Source organism: Nonomuraea cavernae (assembly GCF_014646355.1).
Classification (GTDB): domain Bacteria; phylum Actinomycetota; class Actinomycetes; order Streptosporangiales; family Streptosporangiaceae; genus Nonomuraea; species Nonomuraea cavernae.
In genome coordinates, this window is the sequence record NZ_BMNH01000005.1 from 1 (window position 1) to 17,517 (window position 17,517).

19 protein-coding genes are annotated in these 17,517 nt (G+C 65.5%); 13 read left to right on the top strand and 6 right to left on the bottom strand.

What is annotated here, in order from left to right; all coding sequences use genetic code 11:
* Nucleotides 1-208: 208 nt before the first annotated feature.
* The 4 genes from IEY82_RS11155 to IEY82_RS11170 form a co-directional block, all read right to left on the bottom strand.
* The gene (locus IEY82_RS11155) at nucleotides 209-817 is read right to left on the bottom strand and encodes a hypothetical protein (RefSeq protein ID WP_189123994.1); all 609 of its coding nucleotides are present in this window, start codon (nucleotides 815-817) and stop codon (nucleotides 209-211) included.
* 189 nt (nucleotides 818-1,006) lie between these two features.
* A complete protein-coding gene (locus IEY82_RS11160; RefSeq protein ID WP_189123995.1) occupies nucleotides 1,007-3,109 on the bottom strand; it encodes a hypothetical protein in 2,103 nt (700 codons plus the stop codon).
* 1,045 nt (nucleotides 3,110-4,154) lie between these two features.
* Nucleotides 4,155-4,727 (bottom strand): Pycsar system effector family protein, encoded by a 573-nt coding sequence (locus IEY82_RS39025; protein ID WP_225263092.1) that lies wholly within the window; start codon nucleotides 4,725-4,727, stop codon nucleotides 4,155-4,157.
* Between the two features lie 194 nt (nucleotides 4,728-4,921).
* Nucleotides 4,922-5,338, bottom strand: a complete 417-nt coding sequence (locus tag IEY82_RS11170) for a GntR family transcriptional regulator (RefSeq protein ID WP_189123997.1) — start codon at nucleotides 5,336-5,338, stop codon at nucleotides 4,922-4,924.
* Nucleotides 5,339-5,892: 554 nt separating this feature from the next.
* Between IEY82_RS11170 and IEY82_RS11175 the strand changes: the two genes are divergently transcribed.
* Nucleotides 5,893-6,375, top strand: coding sequence for a GntR family transcriptional regulator (locus IEY82_RS11175; RefSeq protein WP_189123998.1), 483 nt, complete (start codon nucleotides 5,893-5,895; stop codon nucleotides 6,373-6,375).
* Between the two features lie 3 nt (nucleotides 6,376-6,378).
* A complete protein-coding gene (locus tag IEY82_RS11180) occupies nucleotides 6,379-7,293 on the top strand; it encodes a phosphotransferase enzyme family protein (protein ID WP_189123999.1) in 915 nt (304 codons plus the stop codon).
* A 14-nt stretch (nucleotides 7,294-7,307) separates the two neighbouring features.
* Here IEY82_RS11180 and IEY82_RS11185 read toward each other — a convergent pair whose 3' ends face one another.
* Complete coding sequence (locus IEY82_RS11185; protein WP_225263090.1) at nucleotides 7,308-7,991, bottom strand: hypothetical protein; 684 nt, start codon at nucleotides 7,989-7,991, stop codon at nucleotides 7,308-7,310.
* Nucleotides 7,992-8,232: 241 nt separating this feature from the next.
* Complete coding sequence (locus IEY82_RS11190) at nucleotides 8,233-9,618, bottom strand: NsdA family TPR-like regulatory protein (RefSeq protein WP_189124001.1); 1,386 nt, start codon at nucleotides 9,616-9,618, stop codon at nucleotides 8,233-8,235.
* Between the two features lie 291 nt (nucleotides 9,619-9,909).
* Between IEY82_RS11190 and IEY82_RS11195 the strand changes: the two genes are divergently transcribed.
* From IEY82_RS11195 to IEY82_RS11245, 11 genes are all read left to right on the top strand, one after another.
* Nucleotides 9,910-10,077 (top strand): hypothetical protein, encoded by a 168-nt coding sequence (locus tag IEY82_RS11195; RefSeq protein WP_189124002.1) that lies wholly within the window; start codon nucleotides 9,910-9,912, stop codon nucleotides 10,075-10,077.
* 85 nt (nucleotides 10,078-10,162) lie between these two features.
* Complete coding sequence (locus tag IEY82_RS11200) at nucleotides 10,163-10,366, top strand: hypothetical protein (RefSeq protein ID WP_189124003.1); 204 nt, start codon at nucleotides 10,163-10,165, stop codon at nucleotides 10,364-10,366.
* The gene (locus IEY82_RS11205) at nucleotides 10,363-10,662 is read left to right on the top strand and encodes a WhiB family transcriptional regulator (protein WP_189124004.1); all 300 of its coding nucleotides are present in this window, start codon (nucleotides 10,363-10,365) and stop codon (nucleotides 10,660-10,662) included. The genes IEY82_RS11200 and IEY82_RS11205 overlap by 4 nt, the downstream gene beginning before the upstream one ends.
* Entirely contained in the window at nucleotides 10,662-10,829 is a 168-nt protein-coding gene (locus tag IEY82_RS11210) for a hypothetical protein (protein WP_189124005.1), read from the top strand. The genes IEY82_RS11205 and IEY82_RS11210 overlap by 1 nt, the downstream gene beginning before the upstream one ends.
* Nucleotides 10,830-10,840: 11 nt before the next feature.
* Nucleotides 10,841-11,011 carry a hypothetical protein gene (locus IEY82_RS11215; RefSeq protein WP_189124006.1) on the top strand — a complete coding sequence of 57 codons (171 nt, stop codon included), beginning with the start codon at nucleotides 10,841-10,843 and terminating at the stop codon, nucleotides 11,009-11,011.
* Nucleotides 11,008-11,229 carry a hypothetical protein gene (locus tag IEY82_RS11220; RefSeq protein WP_189124007.1) on the top strand — a complete coding sequence of 74 codons (222 nt, stop codon included), beginning with the start codon at nucleotides 11,008-11,010 and terminating at the stop codon, nucleotides 11,227-11,229. Before IEY82_RS11215 ends, IEY82_RS11220 begins: the two co-directional genes overlap by 4 nt.
* Nucleotides 11,226-12,341, top strand: a complete 1,116-nt coding sequence (locus tag IEY82_RS11225) for a DUF2637 domain-containing protein (protein ID WP_189124008.1) — start codon at nucleotides 11,226-11,228, stop codon at nucleotides 12,339-12,341. Before IEY82_RS11220 ends, IEY82_RS11225 begins: the two co-directional genes overlap by 4 nt.
* On the top strand, nucleotides 12,338-14,566 hold the full coding sequence (locus IEY82_RS11230; RefSeq protein WP_225263088.1) for a cell division protein FtsK: 2,229 nt from the start codon (nucleotides 12,338-12,340) through the stop codon (nucleotides 14,564-14,566). Before IEY82_RS11225 ends, IEY82_RS11230 begins: the two co-directional genes overlap by 4 nt.
* Nucleotides 14,567-14,707: 141 nt before the next feature.
* The gene (locus tag IEY82_RS11235; RefSeq protein ID WP_189124009.1) at nucleotides 14,708-14,962 is read left to right on the top strand and encodes a hypothetical protein; all 255 of its coding nucleotides are present in this window, start codon (nucleotides 14,708-14,710) and stop codon (nucleotides 14,960-14,962) included.
* A 107-nt stretch (nucleotides 14,963-15,069) separates the two neighbouring features.
* Nucleotides 15,070-15,987, top strand: coding sequence for a bifunctional DNA primase/polymerase (locus tag IEY82_RS11240; RefSeq protein WP_189124010.1), 918 nt, complete (start codon nucleotides 15,070-15,072; stop codon nucleotides 15,985-15,987).
* Nucleotides 15,984-17,321 (top strand): DUF3987 domain-containing protein, encoded by a 1,338-nt coding sequence (locus tag IEY82_RS11245; RefSeq protein WP_189124011.1) that lies wholly within the window; start codon nucleotides 15,984-15,986, stop codon nucleotides 17,319-17,321. The genes IEY82_RS11240 and IEY82_RS11245 overlap by 4 nt, the downstream gene beginning before the upstream one ends.
* Nucleotides 17,322-17,517 lie beyond the last annotated feature (196 nt).

The following is a 17,517-nucleotide window of genomic DNA, read 5'->3' on the forward strand; positions in this document are numbered from 1 at the left end:
GCCCCCGTCACAGACTGTCTTAGATCAACAGCCAGTGTCATGGGGTCACGAGCTCTCGCACGTCAGGCCACGCCGACGTCCTTCCCCCTCAAGATCGAAGAGCCCCATATTCCCTACTATCAGCATCTTCGCCCGGCCGGCTACGGTGACGTCGCTGTCGGTGATTGTTGCAGCGCTGCTATATGAGGAGAGCGAGCACCGGGCATGTTCAACCATCTCCTGCAGAGCTGCCGTTCAAGCCCTGTATGTCTCTGACGAGGTCTTCCCGTTCATAGCTACCAAAAATAGAACTAAGTTGGCTAAGGAGAATCTCGCGATGCTGAGCTCCTAATGGCGCGAGGAAATCTTTGATGATCTCCGCAACACGCTCGACTGCCAGTGCTTCTTCTGGAGTGGTAGTCGATCCCATACCATCCTGAACTAGTCCAACAACCTGCTCGAAATTATTGCCCATCTTGAGAAGTTCCGGCAGTTTTTCGGCCTTCCCGTCGAGCCACCAGAGCCTAGCGACCTGGGCATCGGCGAGTAGGTGATCGCGTACATAGCGAGATTGACGCGCCTTCATCGCATAAGTTGCTTCCGTCAGAGCGCTCTGGCGTAGCTCTTTCTCGAAATCCTCGGCATAGGTTTTTATGTTATCGTTCGCCCACAGCCTTATTTGAACGGACGTTAGGCGGCGATCGATTCTGCGAGCTTGCCTGTAAACCGCGATTTCGGCTTCGCTCTGCGCTTCTCCTTCTGACAGAACGGAGAATTTAGGTGTGACGCGTTCCAATATTTCGCGAAGTTGACTATGCGCTCGATAGGTCTCCTCCATATTTGGTGGGCTGCCCTCGCCCGTTATCGTCCACGTAAGTTGAAGTGATGCCTCAAAGTATGCCTCTGGCAAGGAGCTCGGAAGAGGGCGCACTGAAAAGCTGCTCTGATGATGCTGCTCGATAGGCGCTTGCTCATACCTAGAGGCGAGCAGATTGCGGATCCAAGCCAATACGCCCACCGACGTCTCCTACATCTCTTCATACGTGTTGCGACATGATCGGTTCCAAAGGTCGGGCCGCAAACCCTCGATTCTAGCTAGCAGTTCCTCGTAGAGTGCCTCGCGTGGCAGCACTGACGGCTCATGAGAACTGTGTGCCCAACGCCTAGCGAGCGGGATGATTATTCCGATATCGTAGCTGCTCCTACATGCTGTAGCGAAGATTTCAGTGATGACTTCACTAGATGCTTGCATCTGGACGCTGGCTTCCATCCATGCCATGGCAAGTGTGGAAGCGCCAGCTGTGGTTTGAGAGTTTCGGAGAGTTGCGCGCCACCCCTGAGCGAGGATATCGATTAGGTCTTGATCTGCAGGAGGGAGAGGAATAAAAGCAAATCGTTCCTCTATGTGTTCCTTGGCCAAAGTTGCGAATGCAAGAGCACCAGTGGTCTGGCGTTCCGACGTGCTATTGGTCCAATCTACAACTTCTTTGAGGATTATTTCTCTAAGGCTGTCGTCTTTGCCGAGTGCGGCAAGTGCTGCACACACGGTACCTTTGACGCGAAGTGAATCACGGTCTGCAAGGTGCCGAAGACGCGTTAACGCTACCCCGGGAAAGAAGTTTCCGAGATTTCCTCCGCAAACTTCTGCCACGGTGACCTGAATGTCTTCCGGAGTTAATGACAAGACCGACCATTGATATAGAGACTGTCGGATGCTCCGTCCTATCTCAGTGCTAAGTGCCGCGTTATCCAGCAACTGTACTGCACGTGCTCGACTTGTATACCTGCCCGCCCAGCTCGTAACCGCATCGACTATCAGATTGGGCGCATTATGAGAGTCCGCAAGATGCAGTAGCGCTGAGACTATGTGGTCGCTCCCATTTTTATCGCCGAGAGAAATGATCCAGGGGTCTAGATGCTTGCGTAAGTAGACTTGATCCCCCCAAACATAATCAAGAACGGGCAAGGCGTAGTCTGTTCGGCGAAAACGAACTACTCCGTCGACTAGTTCTGCGTCTATGGAAGCCAACAGCCTGGATGCACCTGGTCCAAAGCTGCCACGCCCGGGATATTTTTTTAGCTCTAGTAACTCTACGAGTTGCTCTGTCGCGGAGAATACTGCATCCGGTTGCGCACCCTCCAGGGCAGATGCGGCGAGTACAAGCGCGCGATCATATTCGGACTGGTCGGTGCTTGTGCTGCCAAACAAATCTCTTACGCCTGCGTTGGCTCGCTCCAAAAATTCAGCTAAGACTTCTTCGATCGTCTCTTCGGAAGTGCAGTCCTTTTCGTCGGCTCGCTTCCTCGCCAGGCTAGCGAGACGTGTAGCTTCACGAGGGGTGGCGCCCTGCAGAGCATCTTTAAATTTGGGGTAGGCGGCATACTGATCCGCGTACCACCTAGAAGTTGCGCACGCTAGATGCGAACGAAACACGGACTCTGCGCGTGGACCAACGATCGACACCACCGAGTCGTCATCTGGATCAAGCAGGCGGCATTCTTTAGAGGTTGCAATGATGACGAGGCCGGATGTGGCAGACCGAATGCGGGCAACGTAGTCGCGGAGGACCTTGGATAGTCTCCTGACAGTTTCTTCTTCGAGCTCACCAAGATCTATGAGATGGCCCTGTCCGTTCTTCGCGATGAGGGAGCGTTCGATTTCGTCAGGATCCAGAAGTATCTGTACGGGGTGTAGTTGAGTGGCAAGTATTGCGTTTACTGAGGTTATGAAGCGACCGGTTCCTTCGTCTCCAGTGATGACGACGAATCTTTTCTGACGCAGGACTCTTTCTATCTCGCTCGCCTTGTCATCTCCATTCCGATCATTACGTACGTATGTGTCGCTCATTTCTTGTAGGACGTCTGGGTGGAGTACTCTGGTCGCAACATTTTTTCGAGCTTCGCCTAAGTTGACGTGTCCGATGCGAGCGCCAACGAAAGCGGCGCCCACGGCCTCCTGAAAACTATTTTGAAGGAGTAAAGGTTCTTGTGGTTCTGCCTGCGCCTCGTCAGGTTTATCTTCAGATGCTTCGTCATCAACCTCTTCCTTGGCCTCGGATAGATCCGGATCAGGTGTGGGTTCGATCTCTTGCGCCGAGTGGGCTTGGGGCGAAGATTCTGTGTCCGTCACTACTCCTGCTCCTTCTTTCGACGAGATTCAAAAAATCCCTCCGGGAGGTCTATATGAACTCCGTCGTGAATTTCGCTTGCAGTGATGTTCCCCCCGACGGGGCCATGGAAGATGGCCGTAGCGCTTGGGGATGGTACCGATGACTTGGCTGCACTCGGCTCTGTGGTGGCCGCGTGTGATTCCAGACCCCGGCGTGAGCGCCGCGGTATGTATAGCCACGCAGACTGACTAAATCCTTTGTCTGGAATCGCTGCGGTAACTGGTTCAAACTCTGTCTCGTGTAGCTGTATATATCCAGCCTGCACTACATCTTCAAAAACGCGTTGAGAGATTATCGAACCGACTAGAGTCACGTCTGGTTGGCTCTGCCTCAGCGCTTCTTTTAGAGGGGCGGAGTCTAGTAATCTGCATGCGTATATCGTTGGTTCGCTGATCCGATCCCGGAGCTCGTCACCTTCGTCATGTATAGGCCCGATATGTATGCTGACCCGCAGGCGTAGATCGAGAGACCGCTCTTTGGCGCGCAGACCGGGCGCGAGCTCATACAGCACATCTTGTAAGCCCGGTACAACTCGGTCGATGAGAGCAGGGACGTATCTTGTCTTGGTGCCGAAGATGTATCCGTCCCCTGTAGCCTGTGGGAACCGTCGCTTCTCCCATACTTGCGGTATCCCACAACGGGTTAATGCCGTTTGGAGCGCTTCCGGTATTGCGGCGCTTAGGTCGGGAAGATAGACACTTTGGTGCTTGCTAAATTGAACGCAATCGACCGCAATCAACCCGCGATAAGGCGGAAGCCGCCGGCTGGAGGTCTCTCTAGATGCTGGATGCATTGCGCTTCCCTTCGCCGTGAACTCGTTCTCCAGTTGCGACCTGCGACCTGCGACCTGCGACCTGCGGGTCGTCGGATGAAGCGTGGCTAAAGATCCCGGACGGTTCATCCATGAACTCATCCATACGTTGCTCGCCGCCTTTTGACAACTCCCGTAGGGGCCAAAAGAGTCTTTGTGCTTCTATGTCCGAATCGCACCTCGTTGGTGGAGTGTCAGGTCATCGGGATGACGGTGTTCAGTGAGACAGAGGCGAGAGTTGCAATGAGCGCCAGCAACAACAGCCAAAAGCCCCAGCGGACGAGGCGGTACTTGCGTCGGACGATGCCTGCCACCTGTCGCAACTGATCAGACACTCGCCCGAGATCGAAAGTTCGGGAGCGCAAGAGTGCCTCAGCGACCTGTTCGGTCGTGGTGTATGGCAGGACATCCGCCCAGTAGCTGACCATGTCAGGACGTAGGGTGCCCCATCTAGTGGTGCGTGGGTAGACGGCAGCTGCTAAGCATACGAGTGCTAGAAGGGCTGCCCCGGAGCCGATCCACCACAGCCACTCGATGCCGTTCGACAGGGAGAATGGTGACCAACTACCAGCGAATAGTCCGCCAGCGGTGGCACCCAGCCCGAGGCCGACAATTCCTAGTAGCACTTGAGCTTTGGCGTCCGCCCTGTTCAGTTCCTCCCGCGCCTCGCTAAGGAGCAGCGCTCCGTAAGCGCACGCATCCTCCTCGGCTAGATCGCGTGGGCTGGAGTTGGGGCGTGCCAGGATGGCGAGGACTCGACGAAGCATGATTGATCTTCTCCCGAACAGGGACGGCTACTAAGGGGAAGCCATAGATCTCGATCTAACGCGGGGATGGTCCCTCAAGCACGGAAGTGTCAGCACCTACACGAACGTGCCCCCCGCGCACGCGGTGCTCGGCGCCGGGGTCTTCGGAGATGCTCAGCCTGTTGTCCGGTCGCCGGCTCTACTGTTGCTGACGCCTATTCGCCGTCTACGTCCCAGACCAGGACCGTCCGGTCAGCGGGCAGAATGCGGTTGCGCTTGCGGGGCTGCTTGAGCACGAACACCGGCACCCCCTCGGGGATGTCCAGCTCCTTCCGCTCGTCGGGAGACGGCATGCGAGCGCTGACCTCCGCGGCCCCTTCGACGGAAACTCGTTCAACGGGCACCTGTGGTCGGACGTAGGAGCCTTCACGCTTCACGGTGACGACCAGTCCCTCGCCCCGTAGAACCCCCAGCGCCTGCCGCACGGCGACGCGGCCAAGCTCGTACTCCTGCATGAGCCGGGTCTCGGAGGGGAGCGCCTGACCAGGCTTCAGCCTGCCGGCGACGATCTCCGCGCGGATGATGTCGGCGAGCTGCCGGTGCACGGGCCGATCGGAGCTGAAGTCGATCACAGCTGTTAATCATCACAACCCCACTACCTCATATAGCCTTGTAGGCATATGCTCATAAGCGTTGACGTGGAGAAACGTTGCCATAACGCGATGGGGAGGGTTGCCGCTATGACCGAGGTTCTCGATGTGGAGCTGGACGCTTGGCCATGCCCGCAGCTCGCGCCCCACCCGCCGGCTCGCACTGGTGGTCGCGTGACCTGTCTTGACTGGGCAGCCGAGTCGCCGGCTCGTGCCCGAGTCGTGGATTACACGTGCTCATGCCGGGTGATCGTGTACGAGCTGCTCGCCTCCGGTGGCACCTACGTGATCCGTCGCACGCACCAGACCGTGCCTCCCAGGGTGGCCTACGCCGGCCCGTGGCTTCGCCGCCCAGCGGATCGCATGTGGATGCTGATCCTCACAGGTGAGGCACGTTGACGACCCGACCCCGGGAGCGGCGAAGCCGCCCGCCCGCGCGTCCCAGAGCCCAGGTCAGGCGACGGCCCGCGCGCTCATCCCCGCCGACACCCGCTCGCCTTAGCCTTGAGTCCGTTGTTGCTCGGCAAGGGAGCCTCATGACTCAAGGCAAAGCTCAGCCCACCTATGCCGTCCTGGCCGGCGACCTCCGTCGGCGGATCACGACGGGGGAGTACCCGCCGGGCGGGATGATCCCGTCGGAGACGGCGCTGATGGAGGCGTACGGCGTGGCCCGCGGGACGGTGCGCCAGGCCCTCGCGGAACTGGAACGCGAGGGCCTGGTCGTCAGCCACATGGGCCGAGGGCGTCGCGTTCAAGGCCAGGCCGCGGACGCGAAGCCTGCTACGCGCTACGAGGACGTGGCCAACCAACTTCGTCTCGCCATCAAAGCCGGCGAGTTCCCCCCAGAGGTGCGTCTGCCTGGTGAACCTGTCCTCGCAGAGAGGTTCGGCACGGCGCGCATCACGGTACGCAAGGCCCTGGAACTGCTTCAGCGAGAGGGCCTGATCGTCGTCATTCCCAGTAAGGGCCGCTATGTGGCCACCGGTCCCCCACCTCCCGATACGAACAGCGAGGGCTGATCCATGACCGAGATCTACACCGGGCGAGGCTTCTCCCAGTACGACGCATTCAGGGCGCTCGTCGCGGCCTGCGAAAATGTCGGCCTGGACAGCCGAGGCGCGCGTCTCATACGGCTGGGAGAGAACGCGCTGTATCGCCTCGCGTCGGCTCCGGTCGTCGTGAGGATCGCTCGGAGTGTGGATCTGCTGCCCGATGTCCGTAGGGAGGTCGCGGTGGCGAACTGGCTCAGTGCGGCCGGCTTTCCCAGCGTGCAGCTCTGGCCGGACTGCCCGCAGGCGACAGTCCATGACGGCAGGGTGGTGACGTTCTGGCGCCACGTGGACACCGACGGGCCGGCTCCCGGGTTCGTGGACCTGGCGGTGATGCTCAAGGAGCTGCACGGCCTGGCCAAGCCGGTGGACCTGGTCCTGCCGCTGTTCGATCCGCTGGCCCGCGTTGAGGATCGCCTGGACTGCGCCTTCACGGTCGCGGACGAGGACCTCGGGTTCCTGCGCCAGCGGGTCAAGGACCTCTACGCCGAGTACATCGCGCTCGACTTCGCGTTGCCCACCGGCCACATCCACGGCGACGGGCACAAGGGCAACCTGCTCCGCACCACGGGCGGGAACGTGATCATGCTGGACTTCGAGGCGTTCGCGTGGGGGCCTCGCGAGTGGGATCTCTGCACTGGGGTGGGGATTCCGTTCAGAGGGTTCCGCTGGGTCTCGCCAGAGGAGTACGCACAGGCTGTGGACGCGTACGGGTTCGACATCACCGAGTGGCCTGGCTTCCACACCCTGCGCCGTATCCGCGAGATCACGATGACCACGTGGCTCATGCAGAACGTGGACCTGAGCCCTGACATCCGCGCCGAGTTCGACCACCGCATGGCGTCACTGCGGCATGATGTGCTGCCGCGCAGCTGGCGGCCCTTCTGAACGGGGTTCGTAGCTCAGTAGCGATGGCTGGGCCAGTGCGGGTCCTCCCAGCGGGCGGGGCCGGTGAGGCTGAGCAGCCTTACTCGGTGCAGTAGTTGCTCCGGTGCGCCTGAGGCGCGTAGGCGCGCTGGAGCGTGGCGTACCAGCCAGGCGGTCAGCGTGATGCGGAGGTCTTCCTCGTCATACCGGGTATCCCAGGGGAGCAGGTCTCCGAGCAGGTCGTACTCCCACTGGGCTACGGCTTTGGCGAGGTGCTGGTCGGCCACGGGGTCTGTTGATGTCTCCCAGATGTCGAGCCAGGGGGCGAGGGTGGCGGATGCCTCGGCGCACAGCGCGAGCACCTCGTGAGCAGGTACGGCGGCGTCGGGCGTGATGAGGCTGTGGGCCCACCAGGCGTGCAGGAAGGCCCTGACTGCGGCGGCCTGCTCGGCCGGCCATTGCTGCCAATTGCCGCGAGCCAGCGAGCGGCCGACTTCCTCCATGCCGAAAAGCGGCTCTACCTGGCCGCTGACCAGGGCGGATGCTAGCTGGGGCAGGATGCGGCGCAGAACTGATGCGGGGTCGTCCCAGTCGCTGGCCTCCCAGGTGCGTCGCAGCAGGTCAGGATCCAGTTCCACGTCCGGCACCTTCAGGCGGGCCAGGTCTTCGGCGCTGCCCCAGTGGCATGAGCAGTTGTGTTCGTCAGGGTGGGCGGTCATCCCGCGAAAGGTAGTGGCCAGGTCCGCCAGGGCGGCGTCCAGGTGACGCTGTGCTGGCGTCTGCGCGGGGGTTGTCATGGGCGTCCGCCTTGGGGAACTCCGGCAGCCGACGCCAGCCGAAGATCACCACTTTATCGACTCAAACCGCCATCGTCATGAGGGAATCCCCCCGTAGAAGCCAGCGAACACCCGGAGACCAATCACAAGATCCGCGACAGGATCAGAGCCCGCCTTCGCGCGGCTACCTTGCCGCGCCCGCCTCTGAACGGGCGCGTGCGAGCCGGGTCTCGGCGAAGGTCTGGAACTCCCGTACCAGCGGGTCGTTGCCGTAGCGCGCGAGTTGCTTCATGAACTCCTGGACGTAGCGCCGGGTGCGTGTCGATCGCAGGTCGGCCACGGTGGCGACCACTTCGCGCGCTACGGCGATGCCCTGTTCCAGGTCGCCGCCGGCCACGTGGCTGGTGGCGAGGATGGTGCGTACGAAGGACAGGCTGCGCACGTACAGGGACTCCGACAGGGTCACGCTCTCCAGGACCCGGTCACGCGCCCGATGGTGATGCCCGAGGTCGCGGAAGCAGTGGGCGAACTCGGCCGCCAGCTCCGCCTCGTCGAAGTACGTCAACCAGACCGGATCGTCCTCTGAGTTGCGCCGCTCGAACCAGCGCTCGGCCCCCCCGAGGGCGCGGCAGCATCCGGCCTCGTCGCCCTGGGAGGCCAGCGCCCGTGCCTCCATCGCGTTGAACAGCGCCATGGCCGTGGGCGTGGCCGCGCCGTCGGCGCCCATCCGCGCGGCGCGTGCCAGGTTGACCGCCATGCCGTAGTGGCCGAGGTAGTTGGCCTGGTGACTCATGCCGGCCAGGATGCGTCCGCCGAGCATTCGGTTGCCCGCCTCGCGCGCCAGCAACAGCGCCCTGGTCATGTAGCGCTGGGCCAGGCCGTGCCGCCCGGTGTCGTACGCCATCCAGGCCGCGAGCCGGAGCATGGCCGCCGTCTCGGACAGGAACTGCTTGCCCAGCGCCGTGTCCGGCGTGACGTGCTTGAGCAGCGGCTCGACCTCCATCGCGATGTACTGGACCACCGTGGAGCGGGCGTGCCCGCCGCCGAACCGGTAGTCCAGTTTGGCGAACATCCCCGTCGTCTCCCGTACGGCCTCGACGCTGGCCGCCGTGATCAGCCGTTGCTCAGCCAGAGGCCGGGGGATCGGTACGGGGTTCACCAGCCACGTGACCATGGAGTCGTTCCAGGCGTCCGAGGACACCTCGCTCTCGACCACCTGAGGATTGGCCGACAGGTCACCCGAGACCAGGATCGTCACGCCGTCGGCGAGGCCGCCCGCCTGCCGCGGTTTGCGGGCCACGAAGGGCGTGGCTTCGGCGTACCTCATGCCGATCTCCCGCACGCTCACCTGCTCGCCGAGCTTGCGGCTGAGGGCTTCGGCGATGAAGTGCGGCGTCAGACCGCGGGGGTGCATTCCGTCCAGCCAGCGTTTCACCGACACGTGATCACACCGCAGGTCCGTGCCGTGATGCGTGGCCACGTCCTGTACCCGGCGGGCGAGGCCCTTGTTGGAACAGTCGGCTCTCGCCATCACCGCCGCGAGCTGGTGGTTCGGCTCTCGGACGTTCATGCCTCTCCCGACTCGCGGAGGAACGGCGACCCTCTGTGATCACTATGTCGCCGTCAGTTTGCACCCCCTCCTGGCGCCAGTGCACCCCCCTTTGTCGAATTGCACCGCCTTTTGAACACTGCCGTACCCCCTGACCTGCGCGGTTTTCTAGTGCCACGAACACGGCGGGCCCCGAAAAGGACCTTGACGGACTCGCCATTCCTGTTCTATACCTGTACAGGACAGGCTCTCGCGAAGAGGGCCCGTCACCAGGAGGGACAGGCCCGGCCACACCAGAAGGGATTACCACCCATGCCTGCTCTCCGACCTCGACGCTTCCTGCCCACGGTGCTGATGATCCTCGCGGCCTTCTTCGTGATCACTCAGCCGCACAAGGCCGCGATGGCGGTCAACAGCGCCGTGGACGGCATCCAGACCATCGCCCAAGCCCTGACCACGTTCAGCAACGGTCTCGGCTGAACCAAACAAAACAAGCCGGGGCGCGGCTCACAGTCGCCAAACCAGTTCCGCACCCCGGCACCCCATTACGAGAGGTGTCCTCATCATGACCTACGGGTCCAGCAACACACAGCCTGACCTCGGCCTCGTCCCCGTCGACGTCTCGCAGACGCAGTGGACCTGCCTCGTCTGCGGCGGTGCCGAGGAGATCGAGACCAACGAGGAGGCGCCGGTCCCGCCGATCTGCTCCACGTGTCACCGGCTCGCCGTCGCCGAGGCCCTCGCCGGCCTGCTGGGGGTGCGGCGATGAAGGAGCCGGCCGCCCGCCTGAGTGATGCGCAACTGGTCGACCTCCGCGACGACCTGCTCAACGCCGACCCGGCCTGCGAGACCGGTGACGCGGAGCTGTTCACCGGACCCGACCTCTTCGACGACGAGCCGGAGGAGGTACGGCAGGCGCGCGAGGCACAGGCCAAGGCCGTGTGCGCCGGATGCCCGGCCCGGACCGCCTGCCTGACGTACGCGCTGGCCATCCGCCCGAAGGCGGGCGTATGGGCGGGGCTGACCATCGACGAGCTTCGCGCCGCTCGGAAGGTGGCCGCTTGATGACTCGCTTCCAGTGCACCGACTGCGGCAACCGCTCGCGCAGTGCCTACCGCTGCCGCCGCTGCGGCACCCGCCGCCAGGTCGAAGTCTGCGCCTCGCACGGCGCCCGCTGCCTGGCCGGCTGCCGCCTCTGCCGCATCCTCACCCGCTCACAGTCCGGCATCTGAAAGGGGGATCCATGCACCACACCACTCGCGCCGTGTCGCCCTGGCTCGTGAAGCGCTGCCCGCGCTGCGCCACGCGCCTCGACGGCGGACCCGTGCAGTTCTACTGCGCCGGGTGCCGCCGCACGGTGTTCGCCGCCGACCTCGACCACGAGTTCCACGCCCTGCTGAGGAGGGCTGCATGATCTCCGTCCTGCTCCACCTGATGGTGTTCGCCGCCGGGTTCCTCGCCTGCGAGCTGGTACGCATCTGCCAGGAGCGCTACCGCCTGCGCCAGGCAGTGCGTTCCACGGTCCAGACCGCGGGATCACCCGACATGGTGCTTCGCATCTGGTCCGGCCACCGGGCCAACTGGTGCGACCGGCCCGGCTGCCCCCGCTGCTGGGGACGGTGGGGCCGATGACCGCCACGACCTATGGACCGCGCCCGCTGACCGAGGGCGAACACACCGCCGTCTCGGTCACCACCGCCGCCGTGGCCGCCCTCGGTCTGCTGGGGTTCGTCATCAGCTTCGCCACCGTCGCCAGGGCCGCCGGACCGTCGTTCGGCACGATGGCCTGGATGGTGCCGCTCGGCATCGACCTGGGCATCGCCGTTTTCTCCGCGCTGGACATCGTCCTGGCCCGGCTCGGCATGCGGGTCCGGCCGCTCCGGCTGGTCCCGTGGTCCCTGACCGGTGCGACCGTCTATCTGAACGTGGCCGGTGAGGACACCGTGTTCGGAATGGTCGCCCACGCCATGCTCCCGCTGCTGTGGGTCGTGGCGGTGGAGGTCGGCGCGTGCGCCGTTCGCAAGCGCGCCGACCTGGCCAAGCCCGACCGCATGGAGTCCATCCGGCTTTCGCGCTGGCTGCTGGCCCTCCCGTCCACCTTCGCCCTGTGGCGGCGGATGGTGCTGTGGGAGATCCGCTCATACCCGGACGCGCTCAGGCGCGAGCGTGACCGCATCCTGGCCCGCACCGACCTTCAGGATCGGTACGGCAGGCTGTGGCGGATCAAGGCCACCCGCCGCGAGCGCGCTCTCTACCGGCTCGGCGAACTCGTTCCCGAGGGCATACGCCTCGCACCCGCGACCACGCGCCCCACCCTGCCGACGGCCCCGGCGCGCAGGCCGACCGCCAGGACCACACGCAAGGGCGGACGGCCCCGCCGTACTGCTCCCACCGACGTGGACGACCTGATGCCGCTCGGTCGGCAGATCGCCGCCGACCACCAGACGCGCGGCATCACGCTGTCACGCGACCGGCTCCGCGACGCCATCCGGCGGACCGGCCAGTCGATATCCACCGACCGCGCTGGAGCCCTGCTCGCCCGCTTGCGGGCCGAGACACCGACCGCCGATACCGACGCGGACGGACCGCACGGTCCGACCGCCGACCCACCACCGGACGAGCCGCGGTCCGACCGCGCACCGTCCCCGACCGACACGCAGGGCGCGGCCCCCACTCCGCCAAGAACAGTGGCCGCGCCCCGCAACCCCGCGACCGTCAAGGCACACGAGGTGTACTCATCATGACCCACGACCCGCACGACCCCGACAGCCGTCCGGCGCCGGGACGTGAGCTGAACGGCTTCGCGTTCACCGACCGTCCGGACCGGGACGGCACGGCCGAGGTCGTCCCGCTCGACTCCCGCCGCCGCGCCCGCCCGGCCGACGAGACCACCCCGGACGACGACCAGGAGGACGCGTTCTTCGACCGCGAGACGATCGCCGTCGCAGACCGCGTCACCGGCCCGCCGGTCGACCCGCCGGACGAGGACGCCGCGCCGTACGCGTCGCTCACCACGCGGCGCCGCGCGCCGATCGTCCCCGCGTGGCTGCGGACCTGGCAGTCCGTCCGCGCGATGCTCACCTGGCAGACACGCGACGCCGGTTACGTGCTCGGCTATCACGCCGTGCGCTCGCCGAAGTACCTGGCCAAGACGCTCTGGTACGCGCTTCCCGGCGTGTTCACCGCCATCGGGCGGATGCTGCACTGGGCGACGGCAGAAGAGGGCAACTGGGCCCTTCGCCAGTACGCCGCCGACCGGAACGACGCCGAGACGTGGCTCAAGCTGGACAAGCAGCGCCAACGGCAGTCTCGCTGGCGGTGGTCGATCCTGATGGTGCTGAGCGTCGTGGCCCTGCTCGGCCTGCTGGTTCTCCTCGTGGCCGACGTGCCCGGTTGGGGCCGGCTCGCCGCGCTGGCCGTCGCCGTGCCGCTGCTGGCCCGCGCGGGCAGGCCGACCGACAAGCCGATCACGGACCGGGTGAGCGAGGCGCCGCGCTATCGCAAGCTCACCGCCGAGCTGGTACGCCGCGCGCTGCTGTCGTGCGGCATCTCCGGCATCACGCAGGCCGTGTCCAAGGACCCGAACGCCATCAGCTTCCCGCAGGAGATCCACCGCGACGGCCCCGGCCACCTCGCGATCGTGGACCTGCCGTACGGCGTGGAGGCCGCCGAAGTGGTCGCCCGGCGCGGCCGGCTGGCGTCGGCGATGCGGCTCCCGCTCGACCAGGTCTGGCCCGAGCCCGCAGTCGGCCACCCCGGACGCCTGGCCCTGTGGGTCGGCTACGAGCCCGCGTCCCAGATGAAGCAACCGGCCTGGCCGCTGCTGCGGGACGGGACGGCGGACGTGTTCAAGCCGTTCCCGTTCGCCACCACTCCACGCATGGAGACCGTCCAGGCCGAGCTGATGTTCCGCAACTGGCTCGTGGGCGGGCAGCCCGGCTCCGGCAAGACGTTCGGGCTCAGGCTCGCGGTGCTGGCCGCCTCGCTCGACCCGCGCGCCGAACTCAGGGTCTACGAGCTGAAGGGAGTCGGCGACTTCAAGGTGCTGGAGCCGGTGTGCACCGAGTACGGCAACGGCTTCGACGACGAGACGATCGCCTGCTGCGCCGCCATGATCGGCTGGCTGTACAAGGAGTGCGAGCGCCGCTCCAAGCGCATCGCCCACTACCACGCCCTCGGCAAGGCGCCGGAGAACAAGGTCACGCCCGAACTGGCCTCGCTCAAGGGCTCCGGCCTGCACCCGCTGATCGTCGCCATCGACGAGGTTCAGGAGCTGTTCCTGCACCCGAAGTACGGCAAGGAAGCGGGGGAGATCTGCGAGAAGGTCATCAAGCTGGGCCGTGCTCTCGGAGTGATCATCATGCTGGGCACGCAGATCCCGGACAAGGACTCGCTGCCGACCGGGATCACCCGCAACGTCAACACCCGCTACTGCATGAGCGTGGCCGACCAGGTGGCCAACGACATGATCCTCGGCACCTCGGCCTACAAACAGGGCTACCGCGCCACCGTCTTCGAGCCGGTCACAGACGCCGGTTGGGGCATCCTCGCCGGACTGGGCAAGGCGGCCGCCCGCCGGTCCTTCTACCTCGACACCCGCGACGCCGAGAAGGTCGTCGCCCGTGCCGTCGCCGCCCGGGTGCAGGCCGGCACGCTGCCCGAACCCGGTACTCAGGCCCGCCAGGACGCGCCGGTGTTCGACCTGCTGGCCGACCTCGCCGAGATCTGGCCCGCAGGCGAGAACGCCGCCTGGAACGAACTGCTGTGCTCCCGGCTGATCGAGCTGCGGCCCGAGATCTACACGGGCTGGAAGTCCGAACAGCTCACCAGCGCCCTCAAGCCGTACGGCCTGCGAGTGGGGGACATCGGCCGCCGCATCGACGGCAGGCCCGTCACCAGGCGCGGCATCCGCGTAGACGACCTGACCGAGGTCATCGCGGAGCGTAACCGCCAGAAGCGTTCCGGCTGACTCCCGAAGGGCTGCTAGCGCTAGCGACCGACCCTGCTAGCGCTAGCACCCCCGCTAGCACCAGAAATAAGCCCTGATCAGGCCGTTAGACCGCTAGCGGCCCTCCTCGACCACGCCCGGAAACCGGCCCTGGAGGCGGTCATGACCCCTGTCGTACTCGTTGCTAGCGCAGCGATCATCAGCACGCTCGGTTACGCCCTGCTCTGCTACGCCAGCCCGTTCGGCCGCTGCCGCAAGTGCAAGGGCAAGCGTCGCGTCCCCAACAGGATCAGGCGCGGCTCACGCCACTGCCGCCGTTGCGACGCCACCGGCCTGCGCCTACGCCTTGGCCGCCACGTCTGGAACTCCATCCGCCACCTCCACCACGACGGCACCGGCCCGCGCCACACCAAGTGAAGCCGACCAGGAAGGGCCCCGGCGCACAGCCACCAAGCACGACGCCGGGGCCCACGCCCCAACCGATCACCGGCCACGCGAGGCCGGCGCAAAGGAGCACCACCAGCATGACATCCGATCCGCACCGCCAGACACTGCGCTACGCGCTGGCCGCCGCCGCCCGCGGCTGGCACGTCTTCCCGCTCACATCGGGGGACAAGGTGCCGCTGAAGGGCTGGAAGTGGACCGAACACCACACCACAGACCCCGAGGTCATCGGCCGGTTCTGGGCTCGCGCGCCGTACAACGTGGGCATCGCGACGGGCCCCTCCCGGCTCGTCGTGATCGACCTCGACACCCCGAAGGACGGCGAGCAGCCGCCACTGCCTTGGGACCTGCCCGGCGTCAACGACGGCGCCGACGTCCTGGCCCTGCTCTGCGAGCAGGCCGGACAGCCGCTGCCCCTGGAAACCTTCCAGGTCCGCACCCGGCGTCGCGGAACACACCTGTACTTCCAGGCCCCCGAAGGGCTGCCGCTCGGCAACACCTCCGGGGCCAAGGGACAAGGTCTGGGCTGGCTGATCGACACCCGCGCCTGCGGCGGCTACGTGGTCGGCCCCGGCAGCCTCGTGAACCTGCCGGACGGCGCAGGAACGTACGACGTGATCCACGCAGCCGATCTCGCGCCGCTCCCGCAATGGCTCGCCGCACGGCTCACCGCGCCCACGCCGGCACCCGTGAGGGTCTCGGCCGGGGACGTTCTCGCCTCGCTCGGTGACCGGTCGACGGGCTACGCGCTTGCCGCGCTCCGCAGCGAGGTACAGCACGTCCTCGACGCCGCGCCGGGCACCCGCAACCACACCCTCAACGCCGCCGCCTTCGCCCTCGGCCAGCTCGTGGCCACCGGCCTGCTCCCGTACCGGCTGACCGAGGACGCCCTGCACACCGCCGCCCAGGCCATCGGCCTGTCCCCCCGAGAGGCCGCCGCCACCATCCGCTCCGGGCTCACCTGCGGAGCACGCCAGCCACGCCGGGGGATCGCATGACCAACCCACTCGACGCCAACACCATCCTGGAGAACCTCGCCGCCGATGCCACCATCCACCGCCTGCACCGCGACGCGTCCGGAGAGCCGAGCATCGGCCTGCCGGTGCCCGCGCCGGCCGCAGACCCGGCCATGTTCTACGGGCTGCCCGGCGAGCTGGTCGCAGCCGCCGACCCATCCACCGAGGCCGATCCCGTGGGCGTGCTGGTCTCCGCGCTGGCCGCCTGCGGAGCCGTCATCGGCCCCGGCCCGTACGTCCAGATCGGCAACACCCGCCATCCGCTGCTGATCTGGCCACTGCTGTTCGGCCGCACCGGCTCCGGCCGCAAAGGCCAGGCCACCGACACCGCCGAGATCTTCCTGCACCACGCCGGGATCGGCTACGGCGAACTGTGCGTCACCGGCCTGTCCTCCGGCGAAGGGCTGATCGAACGCATCCGCGACCCCGACTCCCCGGAAGACCCCGGCGGAACGATGGACAAGCGGCTGTCGGTCACCGAACCGGAGTTCTCCACCGTCATGGCCCGTGCCAAGCGCGAGGGCTCCACCTTGGGCACGATGCTCCGTCAGGCGTGGGACGGGCGCACGCTCGCCGTGCTCACCCGCAACGCCTACCGGGCCTCCAACCCGCACATCGTCATCATCGGCCACATCACGCCGAAGGAGTTCCGTCTGCGGGTCGCGGAGGCAGACATGGCCGGCGGCTCCTACAACCGCTTCCTGCCCATCTATGTCGAACGCTCCAAGCGTCTGCCCATCCCGGAAGGCGTCTCGCCTGACTTGTTGGCCACTCTCAGCGGCCGGCTCCACGACGCCGTCAAGCAGGCCCGCAAGGTCAAGCGCATCGCTCTGGACGACGCCGCCCGCGTCCTCTGGTCCGCCGAGCTGTACGAGGAGTTCACCGCCGCCGACGACGAAGACCACGCCTGGACCGAGTTCACCCGCCGCTCGGCCCCGTACTGCCTGCGCATCGCCGCCCTGTACGCCGCTCTCGAAGCTCGCCCGCTGATCACGCCCGAGGACCTCAAGGCCGCCGCTGCCCTGGTCCGCTACTCCATCGCCTCAGCCGTCTTCGTGCTCGACAAACAGATGCGCGACCCGAAGATCGACCGCATCCGCCGCGCGCTCGACCAGGCCGCCGACACCGGCCTGACCCGCTCGGAGATCTCTGCCCTGTTCTCGCGCAACGTCCCGAAACAGACCCTCGACGAGCTGTTGGCCAGCCTCACCGCCACCGGCCAGTACGAGACCACCACGACGCCCACCGGTGGCCGCCCGTCCATCCGCTACCGCCGCACCAGCCCGGACGAAGAAAGAAGAAACAAGCCCTCATGACCCGCACGACCCACCACGCGGCAGCAGAGGCGCGATCACCGGAGGACTGACCTTCTTTCGTCGGCCACGAACAAAGCCGATCACCACCATCCCGACCCCAGCACGTACCGGCCCGTTCTTTCTTCTTTCTTCGTCCTGATCAACACCCGGCCCACAGCCACCAAGCACGGGGCCGAACACACCCAACCGTCCTGAT

Bases quoted from the DNA above. Each gene is read 5' to 3' on its own strand.
- IEY82_RS11155 (WP_189123994.1), bottom strand. From the start codon at position 817: ATGGAGGAGACCTATCGAGCGCATAGTCAACTTCGCGAAATATTGGAA.
- IEY82_RS39025 (WP_225263092.1), bottom strand. From the start codon at position 4,727: ATGCTTCGTCGAGTCCTCGCCATCCTGGCACGCCCCAACTCCAGCCCA.
- IEY82_RS11175 (WP_189123998.1), top strand. From the start codon at position 5,893: ATGACTCAAGGCAAAGCTCAGCCCACCTATGCCGTCCTGGCCGGCGAC.
- IEY82_RS11180 (WP_189123999.1), top strand. From the start codon at position 6,379: ATGACCGAGATCTACACCGGGCGAGGCTTCTCCCAGTACGACGCATTC.
- IEY82_RS11185 (WP_225263090.1), bottom strand. From the start codon at position 7,991: ATGACCGCCCACCCTGACGAACACAACTGCTCATGCCACTGGGGCAGC.
- IEY82_RS11190 (WP_189124001.1), bottom strand. From the start codon at position 9,618: ATGAACGTCCGAGAGCCGAACCACCAGCTCGCGGCGGTGATGGCGAGA.
- IEY82_RS11195 (WP_189124002.1), top strand. From the start codon at position 9,910: ATGCCTGCTCTCCGACCTCGACGCTTCCTGCCCACGGTGCTGATGATC.
- IEY82_RS11200 (WP_189124003.1), top strand. From the start codon at position 10,163: ATGACCTACGGGTCCAGCAACACACAGCCTGACCTCGGCCTCGTCCCC.
- IEY82_RS11205 (WP_189124004.1), top strand. From the start codon at position 10,363: ATGAAGGAGCCGGCCGCCCGCCTGAGTGATGCGCAACTGGTCGACCTC.
- IEY82_RS11210 (WP_189124005.1), top strand. From the start codon at position 10,662: ATGACTCGCTTCCAGTGCACCGACTGCGGCAACCGCTCGCGCAGTGCC.
- IEY82_RS11215 (WP_189124006.1), top strand. From the start codon at position 10,841: ATGCACCACACCACTCGCGCCGTGTCGCCCTGGCTCGTGAAGCGCTGC.
- IEY82_RS11220 (WP_189124007.1), top strand. From the start codon at position 11,008: ATGATCTCCGTCCTGCTCCACCTGATGGTGTTCGCCGCCGGGTTCCTC.
- IEY82_RS11225 (WP_189124008.1), top strand. From the start codon at position 11,226: ATGACCGCCACGACCTATGGACCGCGCCCGCTGACCGAGGGCGAACAC.
- IEY82_RS11230 (WP_225263088.1), top strand. From the start codon at position 12,338: ATGACCCACGACCCGCACGACCCCGACAGCCGTCCGGCGCCGGGACGT.
- IEY82_RS11235 (WP_189124009.1), top strand. From the start codon at position 14,708: ATGACCCCTGTCGTACTCGTTGCTAGCGCAGCGATCATCAGCACGCTC.
- IEY82_RS11240 (WP_189124010.1), top strand. From the start codon at position 15,070: ATGACATCCGATCCGCACCGCCAGACACTGCGCTACGCGCTGGCCGCC.
- IEY82_RS11245 (WP_189124011.1), top strand. From the start codon at position 15,984: ATGACCAACCCACTCGACGCCAACACCATCCTGGAGAACCTCGCCGCC.